A 19,518-nucleotide genomic window follows, 5' to 3' on the forward strand; every position below is an offset into this window, starting at 1 on the left:
AGACGTATTCAAAATACATGATTCATAACGACTTCGGCAGCGGTGATTAGCTCAGGGCTCATCAGCCGCCGCTGTTTCGGATGTATCGGCCAGGCGCTCCTGGGCCGCGCGGATACCTTCACGTAGCGAGTCGGCCGTGTTCGGATCGTTGACCGTTGCCAGTGCGCGCCGCCAGCGGTCCATTGCGCCCTCGTAATCGCCGTTATCAAACGCGTGAATGCCTAACAGACCGAGCACCGTTGGTTGGCGTGGGTCCTGAGCCAGCGTTTCATTCACCAAACGCTGCACATCCGGGGTCAGCTCACGCCCCGCCATAAAGAAGCGAATTTGCGCAAGCTGGGCAAGCAGTGCAGGAAGCCGGCCTTCCAGCGCGATGAGCCGTTCCAGCGCATCGATGGCGTTATCTTCCTGGCCGGTATCGCGATACAGCGGAAACAGCGAGGCCCACACGTTGGCATTGCTCGGCTGAAGCGCGGCCTGCTCTTCCATACGACGAATATACGTGTCTGGAGTAGCACTAGGGTCGTTGAGTAATTCCTGTTGAACGCCATACAGGGCAAGATCACCCTCGGCCCCCTCTTCCAGGTACCAAAAAAGACTGATGGCCACCACACTCAAGGCAATCAATGGCACAGCTAAACGCCCGGTAAGGGGCGATTGTAGCGGTCGTACGGCCAGCGTGGCAGTATCTTCCAGAAGGCTACGCTCAAGTTCCAGCGTTCCTTCTTCAAACTGCGCGGTACTAACATCGCCACGCGCATGAGCCGCCTCTAACGAGGCAAGCCGACGCTGAAAAATGGCCACGTTCTGCTCGGCCGAAGTGTCGTTGGCTTCATATGCACGTTGCTGGTCATAAAGCGCATGCGCCTTACGCAGCGGGGAAAGTAGCAAGACAATCGCTGGCAACATAACAATCGCCATGGCGACCCATAAAAGTGTCATGAGGATCTCCTGCGCTGAATCAGCGCATCCAGCCGAGCGCGCTCTTCAGCACTTAGTGCCTTGGCAGACGCATGGCGCCGTGCGCGTACAATCAGCAGCACGATCAAAACACCCCCGACGCCTAACCCGATGGGTAGCCCCCACAGAAGATAGGTGCGGCTCTCCAGGCGCGGATTATAGAGAACATAGTCACCAAAGCGCTCGACCATGTGATTGATCACTTCGCTATCGGAGCGCCCATCCTGCAGCATTTGATACACCCGTTCGCGCATATCGGCGGAGATAGGCGAGTTCGAATCATTGATGGCCTGGTTTTCACACAGCGGGCAGCGCATGGACGCGGTTAATGCGTGATAACGCTGCGCCAGCACCGAGTCGTCAAACTCACGCAGCTCGATTCCCTCCGCCACGACGCTTGTCGACAACAGCAGCAGGAAGAGCACGGCCAGGGTACGTATTAACGCCATTTGGCGACCTCCGGCAAAATACGCTCGGCCACATCCTGAGGCGAGATATCGCCTTTATGGTGATAGCGAATAATCCCTTCGGCATCAACCAGAAACGTTTCAGGCGCGCCATAAACGCCAAGGTCAAAACCCAGGCTGCCGTCAGGATCAAAGATATTCACTTCAAACGGGTCGCCAAACTCGTTTAAAAAGTGCCTTCCTTTTTCGCGGGTATCACGATAGTTCACCCCGACCATACGAATACCCTGGTCGGCCAGTTCCAAAAGCTGGGGCATTTCCTGCTTGCAGGCCGGGCACCATTCGCCCCATACGTTAACCAGTGAGATCTCCCCCTCGAGCAGCGTTTGATCGACTTGGCGGCCTTCGTCGCGCAGCGTGGTGGCCTGAAATGACGGAAACGCACGCGCCATCAGCGCAGAGTCCCGCGCTGACGGGTCATGCTGCAAACGCTGATATAAAAACAGCGCCACCAGAAGAAAACCCAGCGGTAGCAGTAACAGCCATAGTCGACGGCTCATAGCGCGGCTTCCTGCGTTTTGGGCGAGCGGGCCATGTCGGCACGGTCGGCCGTTCTGGTTCGGCGATAGCGCTTATCCGCTATCGCCAGTAAGCCGCCTAACGCCATCAACAAACCGCCCAGCCAAAGCCAGCGCACGAAAGGCTTATATTGAATGCGCATGGCCCAACTGCCACCCTCCAGGTCTTCACCCATGGCAACGTAAAGATCCCGAAACAGGCCGGGGCGTAGCGCAACCTGGGTCATGGGCATACCCGTTGCCAGATAAAAGCGCTTCTCAGGGCGCATAATAAAACCACGCCCTGATTCGATATTGCGCACCTGAATGACGGCCGTATCGGCCATAAAATTGGCGCCTCGGCGGCTTTTAAGCTCCGTCAACGTGAACTGATAGCCCGCGACGTCAAGCTCGGTGCCCGGCGCCATACGCACCGTGCGCTCAGAGGCATAGTTGGACACCACGGCCACACCAATAATCGTCACTGCAATGCCCACATGCCCGAGCGCCATGCCCCAATATGCCAGGGAAAGCTTGCGCAAACCCGCCAGGCGGCTAGAGCCGTGGCGGGTTTTATCCCACATGTCCTTCCCAATCGGCAGCACGATCCACAGCGCAGCCACAATACCCAATGAGGCCCACAGGTTCCATTCACCGGTGTATATCAGCGGCAACACCATACCCAGCACCAGCGCAGCGACGCCAGCAAGCCACAGCTTACGGCGCAGCTCACTGGCCGACATGCTCTTCCAGCGAGCGACCGGACCAAGCCCCATAAAGAGACACATCACAACCGTCAGCGGTACAAAAAGCGCATTAAAGTACGGCGGGCCCACGCTGATTTTACCCAGCTTGAGCGAGTCTAAAATCAGCGGATAGAGCGTGCCCAGCAAAATGGTCACGGTCATGATGACCAATAGAATATTGTTGATAAGCAGTAGCGAATCTCGTGATAGCCAGTTGAAGCTCGCATGATGGCTCACGCGGGGCGCGCGCAGCGCAAATATCAGTAGAGAAAGCGTCACGGTGATCGTCAGCAGCACCAGAATAAACAAGCCGCGTGAGGGGTCATTGGCAAACGCGTGCACCGAGGTAAGCACACCAGAACGCACCAGAAAGGTACCCAGCAGCGATAGCGAAAAGGTGGAAATGGCCAGCAGTACGGTCCAGCTTTTAAACGACCCGCGCTTTTCGGTGACAGCCAACGAATGGATCAGCGCGGTGCCGGTTAGCCAGGGCAGCAGCGAGGCGTTTTCCACCGGGTCCCAGAACCACCAGCCTCCCCAGCCAAGTTCGTAGTAGGCCCACCAACTGCCCAATGCAATACCCACCGTCAAAAAGGCCCAGGCAATATTGGTCCAGGGGCGCGCCCAGCGCGTCCAGGCCGCATCCAACCGCCCCCCCAGCAGCGCGGCAATGGCGAAGGCAAACACGACGGAAAACCCGACATAGCCCATGTAGAGCATCGGCGGGTGAACAATCAAGCCAATATCCTGAAGCAGCGGATTAAGGTCCGCGCCATCGTGAGGCACATTGGGCAAAAGCCGCTCGAAGGGATTGGACGTCAGCAGGATAAACAGTAAAAATCCCACGCTAATCAAGCCCATCACACCCTGTACCCGCGCTACCATGTCGCGAGGCAGGCCGCCTGAGAAGCGCGAAGCGGCATACCCCCAGCCCGCCAGCATTAGGCTCCACAACAGCACCGACCCTTCATGGTTGCCCCACACCGCACTGAGCTTGTAGTACCAGGGCAACAGCGAGTTGGAGTTGTTGGCGACGTTCGCCACGCTGAAGTCATCCAACGCATAGCTGGCGGTTAGGCACACATAAGCCACTGCGATAAACAGAAACTGCCCCGTGGCCATGGGATGACCATATGCCATCCAAAGCGGCCTGCGCGTGGCCGCCCCGGCTAACGGCATTACGCTCTGCAATACTGCCATTAGCAGGGCAATAATTAACGCGAAGTGCCCAAGCTCAGGGATCAATTTTACCAACATCGGCACTCCAGCATGACACGGACTCTAGGGTATAGGACATTGGCTCAACCTATTCACGCCTGGCTGCTTCAACCGGTTGGTCCTGATAATCAGCAGGCGAGTAGCCTGCCTCTTCTAACGCTTGCGACACTTCGGGCGGCATGTAGTTTTCATCGTGGCGAGCAAGCACCTTGTCAGCGATAAACCGCCCGTCTGTAGACAGTTTGCCTACCACTACCACGCCCTGCCCTTCGCGAAACAGATCCGGTAGGATGCCGTTATAGGCCACCGCAAGCTCGTCCACGTAGTCGGTTACCAGGAACTCGACGTTCAGGCTTTGCGGGTCACGGACCACCGAGGCCTCCTTTACCATACCGCCTGCACGGATTGTCCGCTCGATGGGCGCGTCCCCCTGGGCAATCTGCACCGGACTGTAGAACAGGTTGATATTAGCGCGCAGGGCGTAGAGCGTGAGGCCTACCGCCACGGCGGCTAGCGCCAGCGCGCCGAGAATGATCACTAGCTTCTGGCGACGTTTAGGTGTCATCAGCATGTCTCGCTTGATGGGGTGGATGGCTATCACCACGCCGGGCACGGCGCTTTACAGCACTGGCCAGTTGGCGGCGCTCAAAACGAGCATGAATGATGCAGGCAACCATCAAAAGTGCCGTAACGCCCCAAGCCGCCCACACGTAAGGTCCGTGTCCGCCCATGGCCAAGAACGCGCCAAACGATGTAAATGCCATTACTGCGCCTCCCTGATCAAATCCCTGACCCAACGCTTATCAATTTCCCGACGCAGGATTTCACTCCGCGTACGCGTCAGTGTGAGAGCGATAAAAAAACAGTAGAAGCCCAGCACCATGATCAGTAACGGCAGCCACATTTCCGTGGGCATAAGGGGCCGCGACGTCAACGTAAAGGTCGCCGACTGGTGGAGCGTAAACCACCAGTCCACCGAGTACTTGATAATCGGAATATTGATGACCCCAACCATGGCCAGTACCGAAGCCGCTTTTGCCCCCCCCTCACGACGGGCAAAAGCGCTGCGCAGGGCGATCACCCCCAGAAACAGGAACAACAGAATCAGCATGGAGGTCAGTCGGGCGTCCCACATCCACCAGGTGCCCCAGGTGGGGACACCCCACACCGCCCCGGAAAAAAGCGCCACAAACGCCATCACCGCTCCAAACGGCGCCATGACTGTCGCGGCCATATCCGCCACCTTGATCTTCCATACCATGAAGACCAGGCTCGCTGCCGCCATCGAAACAAACACCGACTGGGCAAGAAAGGCGGCGGGCACGTGGACATAAATGATCCTGAAGCTATCGCCCTGCCCCTGATTCACCTCGGTGGGTGCAAAGGCTAACCCCCATACCGTACCGGTCGCAATGAGTACCAGGGAGACTGCCCAGCACCAGGGCTGCACCTTTGCACTCATTGCATAAAACGATTTGGGAGAGCCCCATTTATGAATAAAGGTCCACATGGTGTGTTCTGTCCTCAACCGTTGATACTGATGCGTAGCGAGGCGGCAATCGCCCAGGGAGCCAACAGTAGCGACGCGGCCAGCAGGGCCCCGAGCATGGCCAGGTGCACCGCGACACCTTCACCGATGACAGCAGCCTGCACCGCCCCGACCCCAAAAATAAGCACCGGTATATACAGCGGCAGTATAAGCAGCGACAGCAGTACACCGCCTCGCGCGATACCGACGGTCAACGCCGCACCAATCGCGCCAAGCAGGCTCAAACTGGCACTGCCCAGTAAAAGCGAAAGCGCAAGCACCGCGTAGCTGCCCGGAGGCAGGGCCAGCATCACACCCAGAAGCGGCGCGACCAGTGCCAGCGGCAGCCCGGTCAACAACCAGTGGGCCAGCACCTTGGCCAGGCTAAGCGCGGCTAGCGGCTGAGGCGCGAGCAGCATCTGCTCAAGGCTGCCGTCGTCATAATCGGTGCGAAACAGGCTATCCAGCGACAAAAGCGCCGCCAGAAGTGCCGCTACCCACAAAAGACCTGGCGCGATCAGCGCAAGTACGGCGCGGTCGGGTGAAATGCCGATTGGGAACAGCGTTATCACCAGCGCGAAGAAGACCAGCGGATTGAACAGCTCGCCGCGGCGTCTGAACATCAGTGTTACATCACGCTTCAGGGTAGCGGTAAAGGCGATCCACAGCCCGCCCGGCACCGGCGTTTCAAGTAGTGTAGTGGTCGCCTTCTGCCCCTGCGTCATTGTCTACCCCAGTTGAATACAGCGAGCGGCGGGCGAAGCATCCAGCGCATGGTGAGTGGTTACCAGAATGCTCCCCCCGGCTTGAGCATGAGCTGAAAGCTGCGCTTCAAGCGCGGCTACGCCTTGGTGGTCAATGGCGGAAAACGGCTCGTCAAGCACCCAGAGCGGACGGCGCGTCAGCGTTAACCGGGCCAGCGCCACACGGCGCTGCTGACCCGCCGACAGCTGGCCGACCAATACGTCCTCAAAACCGCCAAGCCCTACTTGCTCCAAAGCGCTCAGGCGCTGCGATTCATTACCCCGCTCGCCGCTTAGCGCCTGGTACCAGGCCAGGTTTTCAAGCGGTGAAAGCCCGGCCTTGATGCCTGGCGAATGTCCCAGATACAGCAGGTTAGCCAGATAATGTTCACGCACCTTGCGAAGTGGCGCGCCGTTCCAGAAAAGCTCGCCTTGGTAATCACTCAGTTGACCTGCCAGCAGCTTTAACAGCGTGGTCTTGCCGCTGCCATTGGGGCCTTCAATTCGAACAATGTCACCGCTGCGAATCGTGAGATCGAGCCCTTCAAATAGCCAGCGCCCATCACGCTCGCAGGCTAGTTGTCGTGCTTGCAGGCACAGGCTCAAAGGTGTCTCCCAACAGGTTGATAGTTGGCCAAAACTCTACACGGAAAGCCACGTTATCTCCAGCCAATCGCAGCAGCCGTGAGAATGCACCAGGCGTGCCGACGGTATCAGCATTTTGAATAGCCAAAGGCACTGGATAAAAACAGCACTACCACTGTATGCAAAAACAGCTGTATACTAAAACACTGTATGAAAAGACATACCAACAGCCTACTGGCTTGCCACTACTAAACGCCTAGGGAAAGGGCGCTGCATTGGAGAATTTCCTATGAATATATCGATGTCAGCACCAACTCACGCCGGTTCTACCGTATTGAGCAGCGCGTCCTGCGCACCTAAAGGCATTCAATCGGCACGCGCCTTTAAAACAGCACCACGCAGAACGCGGCACAATACCTACGCCCTAAAAATACGTGGCAACCGAATGCGTGATTGCAACTTGCTTGATGGAGATGTCATTATTATTCGGCGTTTTCAATGCGATACCCACGAAGAAACCGCCGTCGCTCACATCAATCAGCAACCTGTTGCGTTGAAGCAGCTCTCGATCAGTCGCTTTGGCGTACATTTATGGCCTGCCGATACCCAAGCGCCGGATCTCTTTTTGCACAATCGTGATATTCAAGTGTTAGGAATGGTAATGGGTGTGGCGCAGGATAGTGCCAACGACCTTGCTGCCAATTCTTATGGCCTTATGGAGCACTGATTGCGTTATCAAGTTCCTGATTTAGCTGCCTCGCAGTGGCATACCGCCGAGATAGAAGTCGAAAAAAGCCAGTTTCTGGCGTGGCTATGCCATGCGCCAGATGTGGCCGCTTTTAGTGCACTTCTTGAAGCGGCAAGAGCCGCTCACCCCAATGCCAGCCATCACTGTACGGCTTATATTGCTGGGCCGCCTGGGGAGCAAACGCTGATTGGCTTTTCCGATGATGGCGAGCCTGGCGGCACGGCCGGTCGGCCAATGTACCAGGTACTTCAAGGCCGCCAAATGGGTGAAATCGGCGGTGTCGTGACGCGCTACTTTGGCGGCACCAAACTAGGCACCGGCGGGCTGGCACGGGCTTACGCTCAAGCCATCAGCCATGCATTGGAAACCTTACCGACGCGTGAAGTGATTGAGCGAGACGCCTACACGCTACGCCTTACCTTTGCCAGCGAGGCGATCGCCCGCGCCTGGTGCGACGAAAAGACCATCCCCATTGAACACGTCAACTACGATGGCGAAGGTGTTCAGCTCACCATTGGCTGGCCCCGCGACCATACGTTCGACCTTTCCCCCTTGGAAAATCGCCTAAAGTGCACGCTGGACGTTACCCCGGTAAACGCACCCGCCCCCTAAACCAAAAACGGCTTACGGAGTAAACCGTAAGCCGTGCATGGGGCACTTCTGCTTCCCCGTCAATCCTGTCTATTTATCCCAAATATTTAATCATTACCCCGGCAGCCACGGCAGAACCAATTACCCCTGCCACGTTTGGACCCATCGCATGCATCAACAAGAAGTTATGCGGATTGGATTCCAGACCGACCTTATTAGCTACACGCGCCGCCATAGGCACAGCGGATACCCCGGCAGCACCTATCAGCGGATTAATCGGCATACGGCTCATTAGGTTCATTAGCTTGGCCATTAACACCCCGGCGGCGGTACCGATCCCGAAGGCCACGATGCCCAGCCCCAGAATCCCGAGGGTTTCCACCGTCAAGAAGCTTTCCGCCATCAGCTTTGAGCCAACAGAAAGCCCTAGAACGATCGTCACGATGTTGATCAGCGCATTCTGGGCGGTATCCGAAAGCCGCTCTACCACGCCGCATTCGCGCATCAAATTACCAAAGCAGAACATCCCCAGAAGCGGTGCTGCGTCGGGTAGAAACAGCGCGACCAGGATCAACAGCATGAGTGGAAAAATCACTTTTTCCAGCCTGGAGACGGGCCGCAGCTGCGTCATTTTTATCTGACGCTCTTTTTCAGTGGTTAACAGCCGCATGATAGGTGGCTGGATTAACGGCACCAGCGCCATGTACGCGTAGGCCGCCACCGCGATAGCACCCAATAGCTCTGGAGCAAGCACGCTGGACACATAGATAGACGTTGGCCCATCGGCGCCGCCGATAATCCCGATCGCTGCCGCCTGGTTCAGCGAGAAGTCCATGATGCCCATGGAGGTCAGCACAACGGCACCAAACAGCGTGGCGAAAATACCAAACTGGGCCGCAGCACCTAGAAACAGCGTACGAGGGTTGGCAAGCAGCGGGCCAAAGTCAGTCATGGCGCCCACGCCCATAAAGATCAACAGCGGCGCGATACCCGATGCAATGGCCACTGAATAGAAGTTATACAGCATGCCATTGCTGTAACCGACGCTTGTCGCAATATCCTTAGCGGCACGCAGCTGCTCTGGCGCTACCTCACCATGGGCAACCACTTTGAGCGTTTCACGCCACGCATCAATACCCGCCAAAGGATCCAGCATTACGCCCAGCGCGGCCCCAACCTGCTGAAGCACGGCAGGCTTGCCAACCTCAATGGCCTGGTCCAGCGCTGAAATCGCAAGGCCAGCTTCGGGAATATTGGCAAGAATTCCCCCAAAACCAATCGGCACTAACAGCAGCGGCTCAAATTTCTTATGGATCGCCAAATAGAGCAGCAGCAGCCCGACCCCGATCATGACCACTTGGCCAAGCTCAAGGTTATAAAGCCCCGAGCCCTCCCATAACGTGACTAGCTTATCCATTCCCGAGGCCCTTAAAGCTCAATCAGTACGTCGCCAACAGCTACGCTGTCGCCTTCACTAACATTGACTTTCGATACCGTGCCGGCACTGCTGGCGCGAATTTCGGTTTCCATTTTCATAGCTTCAAGAATGATGACCACGTCCCCATCCACTACCTGGTCGCCAGGGCGCACATTCACCTTGAAGATATTGCCAGCAAGCGGTGCTTCTATGGCTTCACCACGGCTGGCCGCCGCGGTTGCCGGGGCGGGGCTCGCCGCTGGCGTAGGCGACTGCTCTTGCACCTGGCCAATATCGCCACCTTCAGAAACTTCCACTACAAACGCTTTGCCATTGAGCTTTACGGTATAGGTTTCAGGGCCACGTGCCGCCTCTGGCGCACTGCCTTGAGTAACCACCGGAGGTTTGGCAGGCTCGCTACCAGCCGCCTGGGGCGCAGGTTCGAAAGCGTCCGCGTTATCACGATTTTTAAGAAACTTTAGACCGATTTGCGGGAACAAGGCGTAGGTCAAGACATCGTCTATTTCACAGTCGCCTTCTGCCAGGCGTACCTGCTCGGCGCCGGCTTTCTCTTTAAGCTCTGCCGCCAGCTTTTGCATTTCAGGTGCAAGGTTATCCGCCGGGCGACAGGTAATCGGCTGACCGCCTTCCATCACGCGGGCTTGAAGCTCGGTATTAAAGGGGGCGGGTGCCGCGCCGTATTCGCCTTTCAGCAGCGCCTGCACCTCTTTGGAAATGGACTTGTAACGCTCGCCCATCATCACGTTCATTACCGCTTGAGTACCGACGATTTGCGACGTGGGCGTCACCAGCGGAATAAATCCCAGGTCTTCACGCACGCGAGGAATTTCGCCAAGCACATCGTCCAGCTTGTCGCCCGCACCCTGCTCTTTCAGCTGACTTTCCATATTGGTCAGCATGCCGCCTGGCACCTGGGCCACCAGAATGCGCGAATCGATGCCGCGTAACGAACCTTCAAAAGCAGCATACTTTTTACGTACTTCACGGAAATAGCCCGCGATATCTTCCAACAGCTCAAGGTCCAGCCCGGTATCACGGTCGGTATCCTTGAGCATCGCAACAACGGACTCTGTGGGGCTATGTCCATACGTCATCGACATGGACGAAATCGCGGTATCGACGTTATCGATACCGGCCTCGACTGCCTTAAGAATGGTGGAAGTGGAAAGTCCTGTCGTGGCATGGCAGTGCAGGTGAACAGGAATAGACAGATTTTTCTTCAGCCGCGTTACCAGTTCAAATGCGGTGTAAGGCGTTAACAGCCCCGCCATATCCTTGATAGCCAGCGAGTCTGCGCCCATTTCGGCAATATTGGTCGCTAGATCGACCCAGCTATCCAGGGTATGTACCGGGCTTACCGTGTAGGAAATGGTGCCCTGCGCATGCCCATCCACCTGACGAACCGCTTTAATCGCGCGCTCCAAGTTGCGCGGGTCATTCATGGCATCAAACACACGGAATACATCAACGCCATTGGTTTTGGCCCGTTCGACAAACTTATCGACTACGTCATCCGCATAGTGGCGATAGCCCAACAGGTTTTGACCACGCAGCAGCATGGCTTGAGGCGTATTGGGCATCGCCTCTTTTAATGCCCGGATGCGCTCCCATGGGTCTTCGCCTAAATAACGAATGCATGCATCAAAGGTGGCGCCACCCCAAGTCTCTAGCGACCAGTAGCCAACACGATCCAGCTTTTCAGCGATGGGCAGCATATCGTCCAGACGCAAGCGGGTCGCAAACAGTGATTGATGGGCATCACGCAGTACCACATCGGTAATTCCCAGCGGTCGTTTTGTCTCATTCATAGCAGTAGCTCACACGTTAAAATTATTGATATGTAGTAAAACTAACAAAATAAAGGCAAATAAGGGGATAGGCTGACTAAAAAATTACCGATTAGTGACGCTTTAATGAGCGGTAACGATGCACCGCAGCACTGATAACTGCAGTCACTTCCTCGTCCTCGCCACTCAATGCAGGAGCAGACGAAGGCTTTGTACCTGCCAACGTCGGCACAGGCGTCGGCTGAAAACGTCCCAACAGTTTTGACATCAACGTAACGCTAATGACTAAAATAGTAAGAAAAACAAAAACAAAGCCCATCCCAAGCCCCATAATTGCGAGCCCCTCCTGGAGTAGTTCTGCATTCTGCATAATGTCTCTCTTGTTGTAGAGCATAAATTAACGCTTAAAGGGTTCTAAAAGCCACTTGGCGTCGTCAAAGTAATACACTAACCTGCCACACCCAGCATAAAACGCAATCGCGCCATAGTGGAAGTCATGGTTGTTAATTTACTACAAAACGGAAAAATTGGCCTCGCCCCGATGGAGGGCGTTATCGACGCCCTCACCCGCGACTTATTAACGCGTGAGGCAGGCTTTGATTGGACCGTTACCGAATTTGTCCGCGTGGTCGACACGCGCCTCCCGCCCCGAGTGTTTTACAAGCACTGCCCTGAGCTTACCAACCGCCCTGTTGCGACCGCCAGCGGCATTCCCGTGCATTTGCAACTGCTTGGCTCTGACCCTAAGGCGCTGGCTGAAAATACTCGCCAGGCGTTAGCGCTAGGCGCTGTCAGCGTGGACTTGAATTTCGGCTGCCCGGCCAAGCTGGTTAATCGGCATGATGGAGGCGCCTCGTTACTACGCCGCCCTGAACGCGTCTACCAGGCAGTGAAGGCCGTCTCCGAAGCACTTGAGGGTCAAATTCCGGTCACCGCTAAAATCCGCCTGGGCTTTTCAGACCGGCGCTTAGCCGTCGCCTGCGCCCAGGCGACCCAGGCAGGCGGTGCCACTCGTCTGGTTGTTCACGGCCGCACACGTGATGAAGGCTATCGCCCTCCGGCCCACTGGGAGTGGATCGGCCGAGTGCGCCAGCAGGTATCGATACCCGTGGTTGCCAATGGCGATATATGGACGCTGGAGGCGTACTGGAAAGCGCGCACCCTGTCAGGCTGCAGAGATGTGATGTTAGGCCGTAGCGCGCTAGCAGACCCCTGGCTTGCGCCACGTATCCGGCACTGGCAGCGAACCGGCGAACGACTGCCTGAAACCACATGGCCAATGCGTGCCAGCGTGATCAAGGAGTACGCGCACCTTCAGCGGCAGCATCTACCCGACCGAGTTGTGGTCTCACTGGTAAAGCAGTGGCTCGCACAGATGCGCCAGGGCAATGAAGAAGCCAACCAGCACTTTCAGCGCGTTAAACGCCTAACAGACCTTGATACCCTGCTTAAAAGCCTGGTCATCGACACAGCGCACCCTGAGGCGGCTGTCAGCTGCCACTAAGCAAGAGCATTGACCAAAAAAAAGCGCCCTCGCAATGCGGGGCGCTTAAAACGATCCAAAACCAAAGCGCGAGCCGCCTTGGTCAGGCTAGAAAGCAGAAAACCCGCTCTCATAAAAGAGAACGGGTTTAGAATCTGGCGCGCCCGGGAGGATTCGAACCTCCGACCCCCTGATTCGTAGTCAGGTACTCTATCCAGCTGAGCTACGGGCGCTTTAGTGATGTAAATACTCATTACTAAACATGATGAAGAGCTTATGCTTAAATACTTGTAATGAAATACTTATAGGCTTCCGCCTTACATCAGGTTAGAAGATGGCGCGCCCGGGAGGATTCGAACCTCCGACCCCCTGATTCGTAGTCAGGTACTCTATCCAGCTGAGCTACGGGCGCATCTTCTAATGTGCGGCTGGCGGAGAGAGAGGGATTCGAACCCTCGATAGGGCTATAAACCCTATACTCCCTTAGCAGGGGAGCGCCTTCAGCCACTCGGCCACCTCTCCTCAACAGCACGGCGCGAATGTTACCGATTTCAGCGACTGCTGTCTAGTCCTATGCCGATTTTTTTCGCGCCAGCTTTATCTTACCGTTGATACGCCCTGTATTGGGCGGATAAAAGCGACCATTTATTCTGTTTCGCTTTCTTCACTGCTACGCTCGCGCTGGATGCGCTGATAGATCTCTTCACGGTGTACAGCCACGTCTTTCGGCGCATTGACGCCGATACGCACTTGATTACCTTTCACACCTAACACTGTGACGGTGATTTCATCACCTATCATCAATGTTTCGCCAACTCGGCGGGTTAGGATGAGCATGGCTGATCTCCTTCTCAGACGTTTTATACAACGGGTTGTGTCCACCAGAGGCGCCACTAAGCCATTATGCGGCATAGCGGCGCGCTAACCAATGCCTCTGACTCCATGACAACTAAACCTCCCGTTGAAAGAAAGCTCACCACCAGCAAGTAGCGAGTACCTCCTCAGCGTAGAAGGTTTAAGGCAGAAATGTTATTCAGATTCTATATCTGACTTATCCAGGCCAAATGCCTTGTGTAACGCGTTAACGGCAAGTTCCATATGCTTTTCATCAATCACCACTGAGATTTTAATTTCAGAGGTGGAAACCATACGGATATTGACGTTTTCATCAGCCAAAACGCGGAACATCTTCGAGGCAACACCGGCGTGAGAGCGCATGCCAACACCGACCAGGGATACCTTGGCGATATTGTCATCGCCACGCAGCTCACCACCGCCCAGGTCAGGAATAACCGTTTCTTCAAGCAGCTTCTTGGTGGTCTTGTAGTCGCCCTTCGCCACGGTGAAGGTAAAGTCGGTGTAGTCACCCGCCGGTGCTACGTTCTGCACGATCATATCGACTTCAATGTTGGCATCAGCGATAGGGCCAAGAATGCGCGACGCAACACCTGGTACATCGGGCGTGTGCAGCAGTGTCAGCTTGGCTTCATTTTTGGTAAACGCGATACCAGAAATCAGCGGTTCTTCCATGGAGTCCTCGTCTTGGTCAGCATCTGCAATAATTAGGGTACCGGGGCCATCTTCAAAGCTCGACAGTACCCGTAGGGGAACGTTGTACTTGCCCGCAAACTCTACCGCACGAATTTGCAGTACTTTGGAGCCCAGGCTTGCAAGCTCCAGCATTTCTTCCACCGTAATGCACTCCAGGCGCTGTGCCTTGGTGCATACGCGGGGGTCAGTGGTGTAAACCCCATCAACGTCAGTATAGATCTGGCACTCATCGGCGCCGAGTGCCGCAGCAAGCGCTACCCCGGTAGTGTCCGAGCCACCACGTCCTAGCGTAGTGATATTGCCGTCTTCATCAACGCCCTGAAAACCAGCCACAACCACGACCTTGCCTGCGTCGAGGTCAGCCTTAAGGTCTTCGGTTTCAATGCGCTGAATACGCGCTTTAGTGTAAGCATTGTCAGTATGAATACCGACCTGGGCACCGGTGTGCGAAGTGGCCGCAACGCCAACCTGCTGGAGCGCCATGGCGAGCAATGAAATCGTTACCTGCTCACCGGTCGAGAGCAGCATATCCATTTCACGCGGGGCAGGGTCATCATTAAGCGCATTGGCCATATCGGTCAACCGGTTGGTCTCTCCGCTCATGGCGGAGACCACGACCACGACCTGGTGGCCCTGGTCACGAAAGCCCTTGACCTTTTCCGCCACGGCTTTGATACGGTCAACAGAACCTACCGAGGTGCCACCGAACTTCTGTACGTATAGTGCCATATGCCGTTTTTTCCTATTCGTCCGGGAATGGGGGATGAAAGTAATTATATTAAGTTAGCAAAAGGCCGGTTGCAGTTAATTGCCACCGGCCTTTGTGATTAGCTAAGTATGTTCTCCAGCCACGCGGGGACGCTACTTAACGCGCCAGCCAGCGCTTCTGGCTGACTGCCACCCGCCTGCGCCATGTCAGCACGACCACCGCCTTTACCGCCAACTTGCGAGGCGACATGGTTAACCAGCTCACCGGCTTTAACGCGCTCGGTCAGGTCTTGAGTCACGCCTGCAATCAGGCTGACCTTGCCCGCCGCCTCATCGGCAACGCCCAAGATAATAACGCCAGAGCCAATCTTGTTTTTAAGCTGGTCGAGCACGCCACGCAGATCCTTACCGGATACTCCCTCCAACTGAGTCGCCAGCAGCTTAACGCCGCCGATCTCCTGCGCTTGGCTCAGCATGTCGCTACCCGCAGCGCTTGCCAGCTTAGCCTTCAACTGCTCAAGCTCTTTTTCCAGGCTGCGATTACGCTCGACCAATGACTCAACGCGGGCTTCCACCTGCTCGGGCTTGGTTTTCAGGCGATCGCCCAACCGCTGCACGCGCGCTTCCTGCTCGCGGAAATAGGCCAACGCATTCTCGCCGGTAATGGCTTCGATGCGCCGCACGCCAGAGGCAATACCTACTTCACTGACGATATGGCAGCAGCCGATATCACCACTTCGTGCAACGTGAGTACCGCCACACAGTTCAATCGAAAAGCCGTCAGCACCGATCGTCAATACGCGAACATTTTCCGCATACTTGGCTTCAAACAACGCCGCAGCCCCTTTGGCCTTGGCTTGCTCCAGGCTCATCTGCTCAACGTACGTCGGCGCATTAGCAAGGATCTGCTCGTTAACCAGACGCTCCACCTCTGCCAACTGATCAGCACTCAGAGGCTCGAAGTGGCTGAAATCGAAGCGCAGACGTTCAGCATTTACCAGCGAGCCTTTCTGCTGCACGTGATCGCCCAACACCATGCGCAAGGCTTTGTGCAGCAGGTGAGTGGCCGAGTGGTTGCGAATGGTCGCAGAGCGCAAGCTGGCATCAACCTCGCCACGAACGCTGGCTCCCACGTTCAACGTGCCTTCTATCATCACGCCCTGGTGCAGATGATGACCGTTCTGCTTTTGTGTATCGGTAACTTCGAAGCGGCCGCCCTCTACGTATAAGTAGCCGGTATCACCCACTTGGCCGCCCGATTCACCATAAAACGCGGTACGGTCTAATACGACAGTGCCTTTCTGGCCTGCCTCCAGCGCGACAAGGGCGTTGCCTTCGCTATCCACAATAGCAGTTACCGTGGACTGATCTTCAAGCTGGTCATATCCCGTAAACCGGGTTTCGCCATCCAGCTCAATAGAGGCGCTGTAGTCGGCGCCAAACTGGCTGGCCGCACGGGCACGCTCGCGCTGAGCGTCAAGCTCGCGCTGGAAACCAACTTCATCCAACGTCACACCGCGCTCACGGCAAACGTCCGCCGTAAGGTCAAACGGGAAACCGTACGTGTCATACAGCTTGAACACGGTTTCACCCGACAGCACGTTGCCATCAAGCTCCTCAAGCGCGGTATTCAATAAGCCCATGCCGTGGTCCAGCGTGCGCGCAAACTGCTCCTCTTCTTTCAGCAATATACGGGCAATTTGGGCGCTTGCCTCACGCAGTTCGGGATAGGCATCGCCCATCTCGGCATCCAGTGCATCCACCAGGGTATAGAAGAACGGCTTGGTGGCGCCCAGCTTGTGACCATGGCGAACCGCTCGGCGGATAATGCGCCGCAGCACATAACCACGGCCTTCATTTGAAGGCAGCACGCCGTCGGCGATTAAAAATGCACACGAACGAATATGGTCCGCAATAACGCGTAGCGAAGGCGTTGCCATATCGGCATGCCCGGTCGCCTTGGCGGCCGCCTGGAGCAAATTCTGGAACAGGTCGATCTCGTAGTTGGAGTGCACGCCCTGCATAACGGCCGCTACCCGCTCAAGCCCCATACCGGTATCAATAGAGGGCTTGGGCAGCGGGTTCAGCGTGCCCTGGGCATCGCGATCAAACTGCATAAAGACCAGGTTCCAGATCTCAATGTAGCGGTCGCCATCTTCGTCAGCGCTACCGGGAGGACCACCCCATACGTCAGGGCCGTGATCAAAGAAAACTTCTGAGCTGGGGCCGCAGGGGCCGGTATCGCCCATTTGCCAGAAGTTATCTTCATCCAGCCTGGAGAAGCGTTCCGGGTCGATGCCGATTTCATCTTTCCAGATGCGCTCGGCCTCATCATCGCTAATATGCACGGTGACCCACAGCTTCTCTTTAGGCAGACCCAGCGTTTCGGTTAAAAACGTCCACGCAAAGCGGATAGCGTCCCGCTTGAAGTAATCACCAAAGCTGAAGTTACCCAGCATCTCAAAAAACGTATGGTGGCGTGCGGTATAGCCAACGTTATCCAGGTCGTTATGCTTGCCACCGGCACGCACGCAGCGCTGAGATGAGGTGGCACGCACATAAGGGCGTGGGTCACGGCCAAGAAACACATCTTTGAACGGCACCATGCCCGCGTTGGTAAACAGTAATGTCGGGTCGTTACCTGGCACCAGTGAGCTTGTGGGCACAATGGTATGCCCTTGCTCTTCGAAAAAGGATAAAAAGGCCTGTCTAATCTCTGCGCTTCTCATAGGGTATCCGTAACAATAAAGCATGATGCCCCAGGGCGCTGTCGCCGCTACCCGCTGGGGTCGCAAAAACGCCATTATAGCGCAGTTGTCTAACGACTAAAGCGGCAGTTAATGGCTAAGAGCTAAAGACGTCAGAAAACGATAACCCACAATAGTGATGAAAGAAGGCTTTACAGGCAAGAGAGCGCGTAACGAATTTGTTCAAAATCGAAGCCTCGTGACGCTAGAAAGCGCTCTCGTTTGGCCCGCTCTTTGGGGGATTCACCGGGGGAGGAAAAGCGTCGCGATAAGGTATCACTGGCCAGTTCAAACCAATCGACACCTTCATTCTCTGCTACGGTAGCGAGGGTTTCTGCCACTATTTCCTGGCTGATGCCGCGTTGATGCAGCTCGCCTTTAATCCGTATCACGCCCTGACCGCGCATAATGCGTGAACGGATAAAGCTTTCAGCAAAGCGGACGTCTGACTGAAGCCCCTGCTCTTCAAGGGTATCCAGGCACGCCTCAATGTCAGCAGTAGCAACGGCTTTTTGTTTTAGCTTTTGCGCTATCTCAGCGCGAGAGTACTCGCGCCGAGATAGCAGCTGTAGTGCGATGTCGCGTGGGGTGGCATCACGTGACGAAGCAAACATAAGCGTTACAGCAGGTCGTCGTCAGCATCGGCGGCAACATCAGCAGCCGATGCCTCTTCTTTCTTGGGGTCAGGCTTGGCAAGCAACTGTTCGCGGATCTGGCTTTCGATCTCCTCCATAATGGCCGGATGCTCTTCAAGGTACTGAGCCGCGTTTGCCTTGCCCTGACCGATTTTGCTGCCTTTATAGCTATACCAGGCACCCGCCTTGTCGACCAGATTGCACTGTACACCCAAGTCGACCACCTCACCGGCATGGTAGATACCCTTGCCGTAAAGAATCTGGAACTCGGCCTGACGGAACGGCGGAGCTACCTTGTTTTTAACTACTTTAACGCGCGTTTCGTTACCGGTGACTTCATCGCCCGATTTCACCGAGCCGGTGCGGCGAATATCCAACCGGACACTGGAGTAGAATTTCAGTGCGTTACCGCCTGTGGTGGTTTCCGGGCTACCAAACATCACGCCGATTTTCATGCGAATCTGGTTGATAAAGACCACTAAACAGTTGGCGTTTTTAATATTACCGGTGATTTTACGCAGCGCCTGAGACATCAAACGTGCTTGCAGGCCTACGTGGGTATCCCCCATTTCCCCTTCGATCTCCGCACGCGGAGTAAGCGCTGCCACGGAGTCGATAATAATCACGTCAACGCCGCCTGAGCGCACCAGCATATCGGTGATTTCAAGCGCCTGTTCACCCGTGTCCGGCTGGGAAACCAGCAAATCATCGAGGTTAACGCCCAGTTTTTCCGCATAGCTTGGATCAAGCGCATGCTCGGCATCGACAAACGCACACACCTTGCCCTGCTTCTGTGCTTGAGCAATCACGGAAAGCGTCAGGGTGGTTTTACCGGAGGATTCAGGGCCAAAGATTTCGACTACTCGGCCAAAGGGTAATCCTCCAATGCCAAGCGCAATATCCAGCCCCAGCGAGCCAGTGGAGACTGACGGCATCACAACGCGAGGCGCGTCACCCAAGCGCATTACCGTGCCTTTTCCGAACTGCCGATCAATTTGGCTAAGTGCGGCGTTTAGCGCTTTCGTACGGTTGTCATCCTGAGCCATGCAAACACCCTCATCACAGACTGTATAATTAACCAGTATT

20 protein-coding genes and 3 tRNA genes are annotated in these 19,518 nt (G+C 55.8%); 3 read left to right on the forward strand and 20 right to left on the reverse strand.

Annotation, left to right across the window (positions count from 1 at the left end; genetic code table 11):
* Positions 1–51: 51 nt before the first annotated feature.
* From ccmI to ccmA, 9 genes are read right to left on the reverse strand one after another with little or no spacing between them, the layout of a single operon-like run.
* Positions 52–942 carry a c-type cytochrome biogenesis protein CcmI gene (gene ccmI, locus ACT3TC_RS10195; RefSeq protein WP_444639944.1) on the reverse strand — a complete coding sequence of 297 codons (891 nt, stop codon included), beginning with the start codon at positions 940–942 and terminating at the stop codon, positions 52–54.
* Positions 939–1,409 carry a cytochrome c-type biogenesis protein gene (locus ACT3TC_RS10200; protein ID WP_444639946.1) on the reverse strand — a complete coding sequence of 157 codons (471 nt, stop codon included), beginning with the start codon at positions 1,407–1,409 and terminating at the stop codon, positions 939–941. Before ACT3TC_RS10200 ends, ccmI begins: the two co-directional genes overlap by 4 nt.
* Positions 1,400–1,927 (reverse strand): DsbE family thiol:disulfide interchange protein, encoded by a 528-nt coding sequence (locus tag ACT3TC_RS10205; protein WP_444639948.1) that lies wholly within the window; start codon positions 1,925–1,927, stop codon positions 1,400–1,402. The genes ACT3TC_RS10200 and ACT3TC_RS10205 overlap by 10 nt, the downstream gene beginning before the upstream one ends.
* Entirely contained in the window at positions 1,924–3,927 is a 2,004-nt protein-coding gene (locus ACT3TC_RS10210; protein ID WP_444639949.1) for a heme lyase CcmF/NrfE family subunit, read from the reverse strand. Before ACT3TC_RS10210 ends, ACT3TC_RS10205 begins: the two co-directional genes overlap by 4 nt.
* 49 nt (positions 3,928–3,976) lie before the next feature.
* On the reverse strand, positions 3,977–4,453 hold the full coding sequence (gene ccmE / locus ACT3TC_RS10215) for a cytochrome c maturation protein CcmE (protein WP_444639950.1): 477 nt from the start codon (positions 4,451–4,453) through the stop codon (positions 3,977–3,979).
* The gene (gene ccmD, locus ACT3TC_RS10220; RefSeq protein WP_444639952.1) at positions 4,443–4,652 is read right to left on the reverse strand and encodes a heme exporter protein CcmD; all 210 of its coding nucleotides are present in this window, start codon (positions 4,650–4,652) and stop codon (positions 4,443–4,445) included. The genes ccmE and ccmD overlap by 11 nt, the downstream gene beginning before the upstream one ends.
* A complete protein-coding gene (locus tag ACT3TC_RS10225) occupies positions 4,652–5,398 on the reverse strand; it encodes a heme ABC transporter permease (protein ID WP_444639953.1) in 747 nt (248 codons plus the stop codon). Before ACT3TC_RS10225 ends, ccmD begins: the two co-directional genes overlap by 1 nt.
* 14 nt (positions 5,399–5,412) lie before the next feature.
* Positions 5,413–6,141, reverse strand: a complete 729-nt coding sequence (gene ccmB, locus ACT3TC_RS10230) for a heme exporter protein CcmB (protein WP_444639955.1) — start codon at positions 6,139–6,141, stop codon at positions 5,413–5,415.
* Between the two features lie 3 nt (positions 6,142–6,144).
* Entirely contained in the window at positions 6,145–6,765 is a 621-nt protein-coding gene (ccmA, locus tag ACT3TC_RS10235) for a cytochrome c biogenesis heme-transporting ATPase CcmA (protein ID WP_444639956.1), read from the reverse strand.
* A 268-nt stretch (positions 6,766–7,033) separates the two neighbouring features.
* On the opposite strand from ccmA, the gene ACT3TC_RS10240 reads away from it, so the two are divergent.
* Positions 7,034–7,471, forward strand: a complete 438-nt coding sequence (locus tag ACT3TC_RS10240; protein ID WP_444639957.1) for a LexA family protein — start codon at positions 7,034–7,036, stop codon at positions 7,469–7,471.
* The gene (locus ACT3TC_RS10245; RefSeq protein ID WP_444639958.1) at positions 7,472–8,104 is read left to right on the forward strand and encodes an IMPACT family protein; all 633 of its coding nucleotides are present in this window, start codon (positions 7,472–7,474) and stop codon (positions 8,102–8,104) included.
* Between the two features lie 73 nt (positions 8,105–8,177).
* Here ACT3TC_RS10245 and ACT3TC_RS10250 read toward each other — a convergent pair whose 3' ends face one another.
* From ACT3TC_RS10250 to ACT3TC_RS10260, 3 genes are all read right to left on the reverse strand, one after another.
* The gene (locus tag ACT3TC_RS10250) at positions 8,178–9,500 is read right to left on the reverse strand and encodes a sodium ion-translocating decarboxylase subunit beta (RefSeq protein WP_087107962.1); all 1,323 of its coding nucleotides are present in this window, start codon (positions 9,498–9,500) and stop codon (positions 8,178–8,180) included.
* 11 nt (positions 9,501–9,511) lie between these two features.
* Positions 9,512–11,329, reverse strand: a complete 1,818-nt coding sequence (gene oadA / locus ACT3TC_RS10255) for a sodium-extruding oxaloacetate decarboxylase subunit alpha (RefSeq protein WP_444639959.1) — start codon at positions 11,327–11,329, stop codon at positions 9,512–9,514.
* A 91-nt stretch (positions 11,330–11,420) separates the two neighbouring features.
* The gene (locus ACT3TC_RS10260; protein WP_193056492.1) at positions 11,421–11,678 is read right to left on the reverse strand and encodes an OadG family protein; all 258 of its coding nucleotides are present in this window, start codon (positions 11,676–11,678) and stop codon (positions 11,421–11,423) included.
* A 126-nt stretch (positions 11,679–11,804) separates the two neighbouring features.
* On the opposite strand from ACT3TC_RS10260, the gene ACT3TC_RS10265 reads away from it, so the two are divergent.
* Complete coding sequence (locus ACT3TC_RS10265) at positions 11,805–12,812, forward strand: tRNA dihydrouridine synthase (RefSeq protein ID WP_444639961.1); 1,008 nt, start codon at positions 11,805–11,807, stop codon at positions 12,810–12,812.
* Positions 12,813–12,947: 135 nt separating this feature from the next.
* On the opposite strand, the gene ACT3TC_RS10270 is transcribed toward ACT3TC_RS10265, so the two are convergent.
* The 8 genes from ACT3TC_RS10270 to recA form a co-directional block, all read right to left on the reverse strand.
* Positions 12,948–13,024, reverse strand: a tRNA-Arg gene (locus ACT3TC_RS10270).
* Positions 13,025–13,126: 102 nt separating this feature from the next.
* Positions 13,127–13,203: transfer RNA gene (locus ACT3TC_RS10275), tRNA-Arg, on the reverse strand.
* Positions 13,204–13,220: 17 nt separating this feature from the next.
* Positions 13,221–13,313, reverse strand: a tRNA-Ser gene (locus ACT3TC_RS10280).
* Positions 13,314–13,436: 123 nt separating this feature from the next.
* A complete protein-coding gene (gene csrA, locus ACT3TC_RS10285; RefSeq protein WP_444639962.1) occupies positions 13,437–13,628 on the reverse strand; it encodes a carbon storage regulator CsrA in 192 nt (63 codons plus the stop codon).
* A 192-nt stretch (positions 13,629–13,820) separates the two neighbouring features.
* Entirely contained in the window at positions 13,821–15,071 is a 1,251-nt protein-coding gene (locus tag ACT3TC_RS10290; protein ID WP_087107953.1) for an aspartate kinase, read from the reverse strand.
* A gap of 98 nt (positions 15,072–15,169) precedes the next feature.
* A complete protein-coding gene (alaS, locus tag ACT3TC_RS10295) occupies positions 15,170–17,779 on the reverse strand; it encodes an alanine--tRNA ligase (RefSeq protein WP_444639963.1) in 2,610 nt (869 codons plus the stop codon).
* A gap of 170 nt (positions 17,780–17,949) precedes the next feature.
* Entirely contained in the window at positions 17,950–18,411 is a 462-nt protein-coding gene (locus tag ACT3TC_RS10300; protein WP_444639965.1) for a regulatory protein RecX, read from the reverse strand.
* 5 nt (positions 18,412–18,416) lie between these two features.
* A complete protein-coding gene (gene recA, locus ACT3TC_RS10305) occupies positions 18,417–19,478 on the reverse strand; it encodes a recombinase RecA (protein WP_087107947.1) in 1,062 nt (353 codons plus the stop codon).
* Positions 19,479–19,518: the final 40 nt, after the last annotated feature.

Origin of the sequence: Halomonas sp. AOP27-A1-41 (assembly GCF_052378605.1) — a bacterium.
Lineage (GTDB): Bacteria > Pseudomonadota > Gammaproteobacteria > Pseudomonadales > Halomonadaceae > Vreelandella > Vreelandella citrativorans.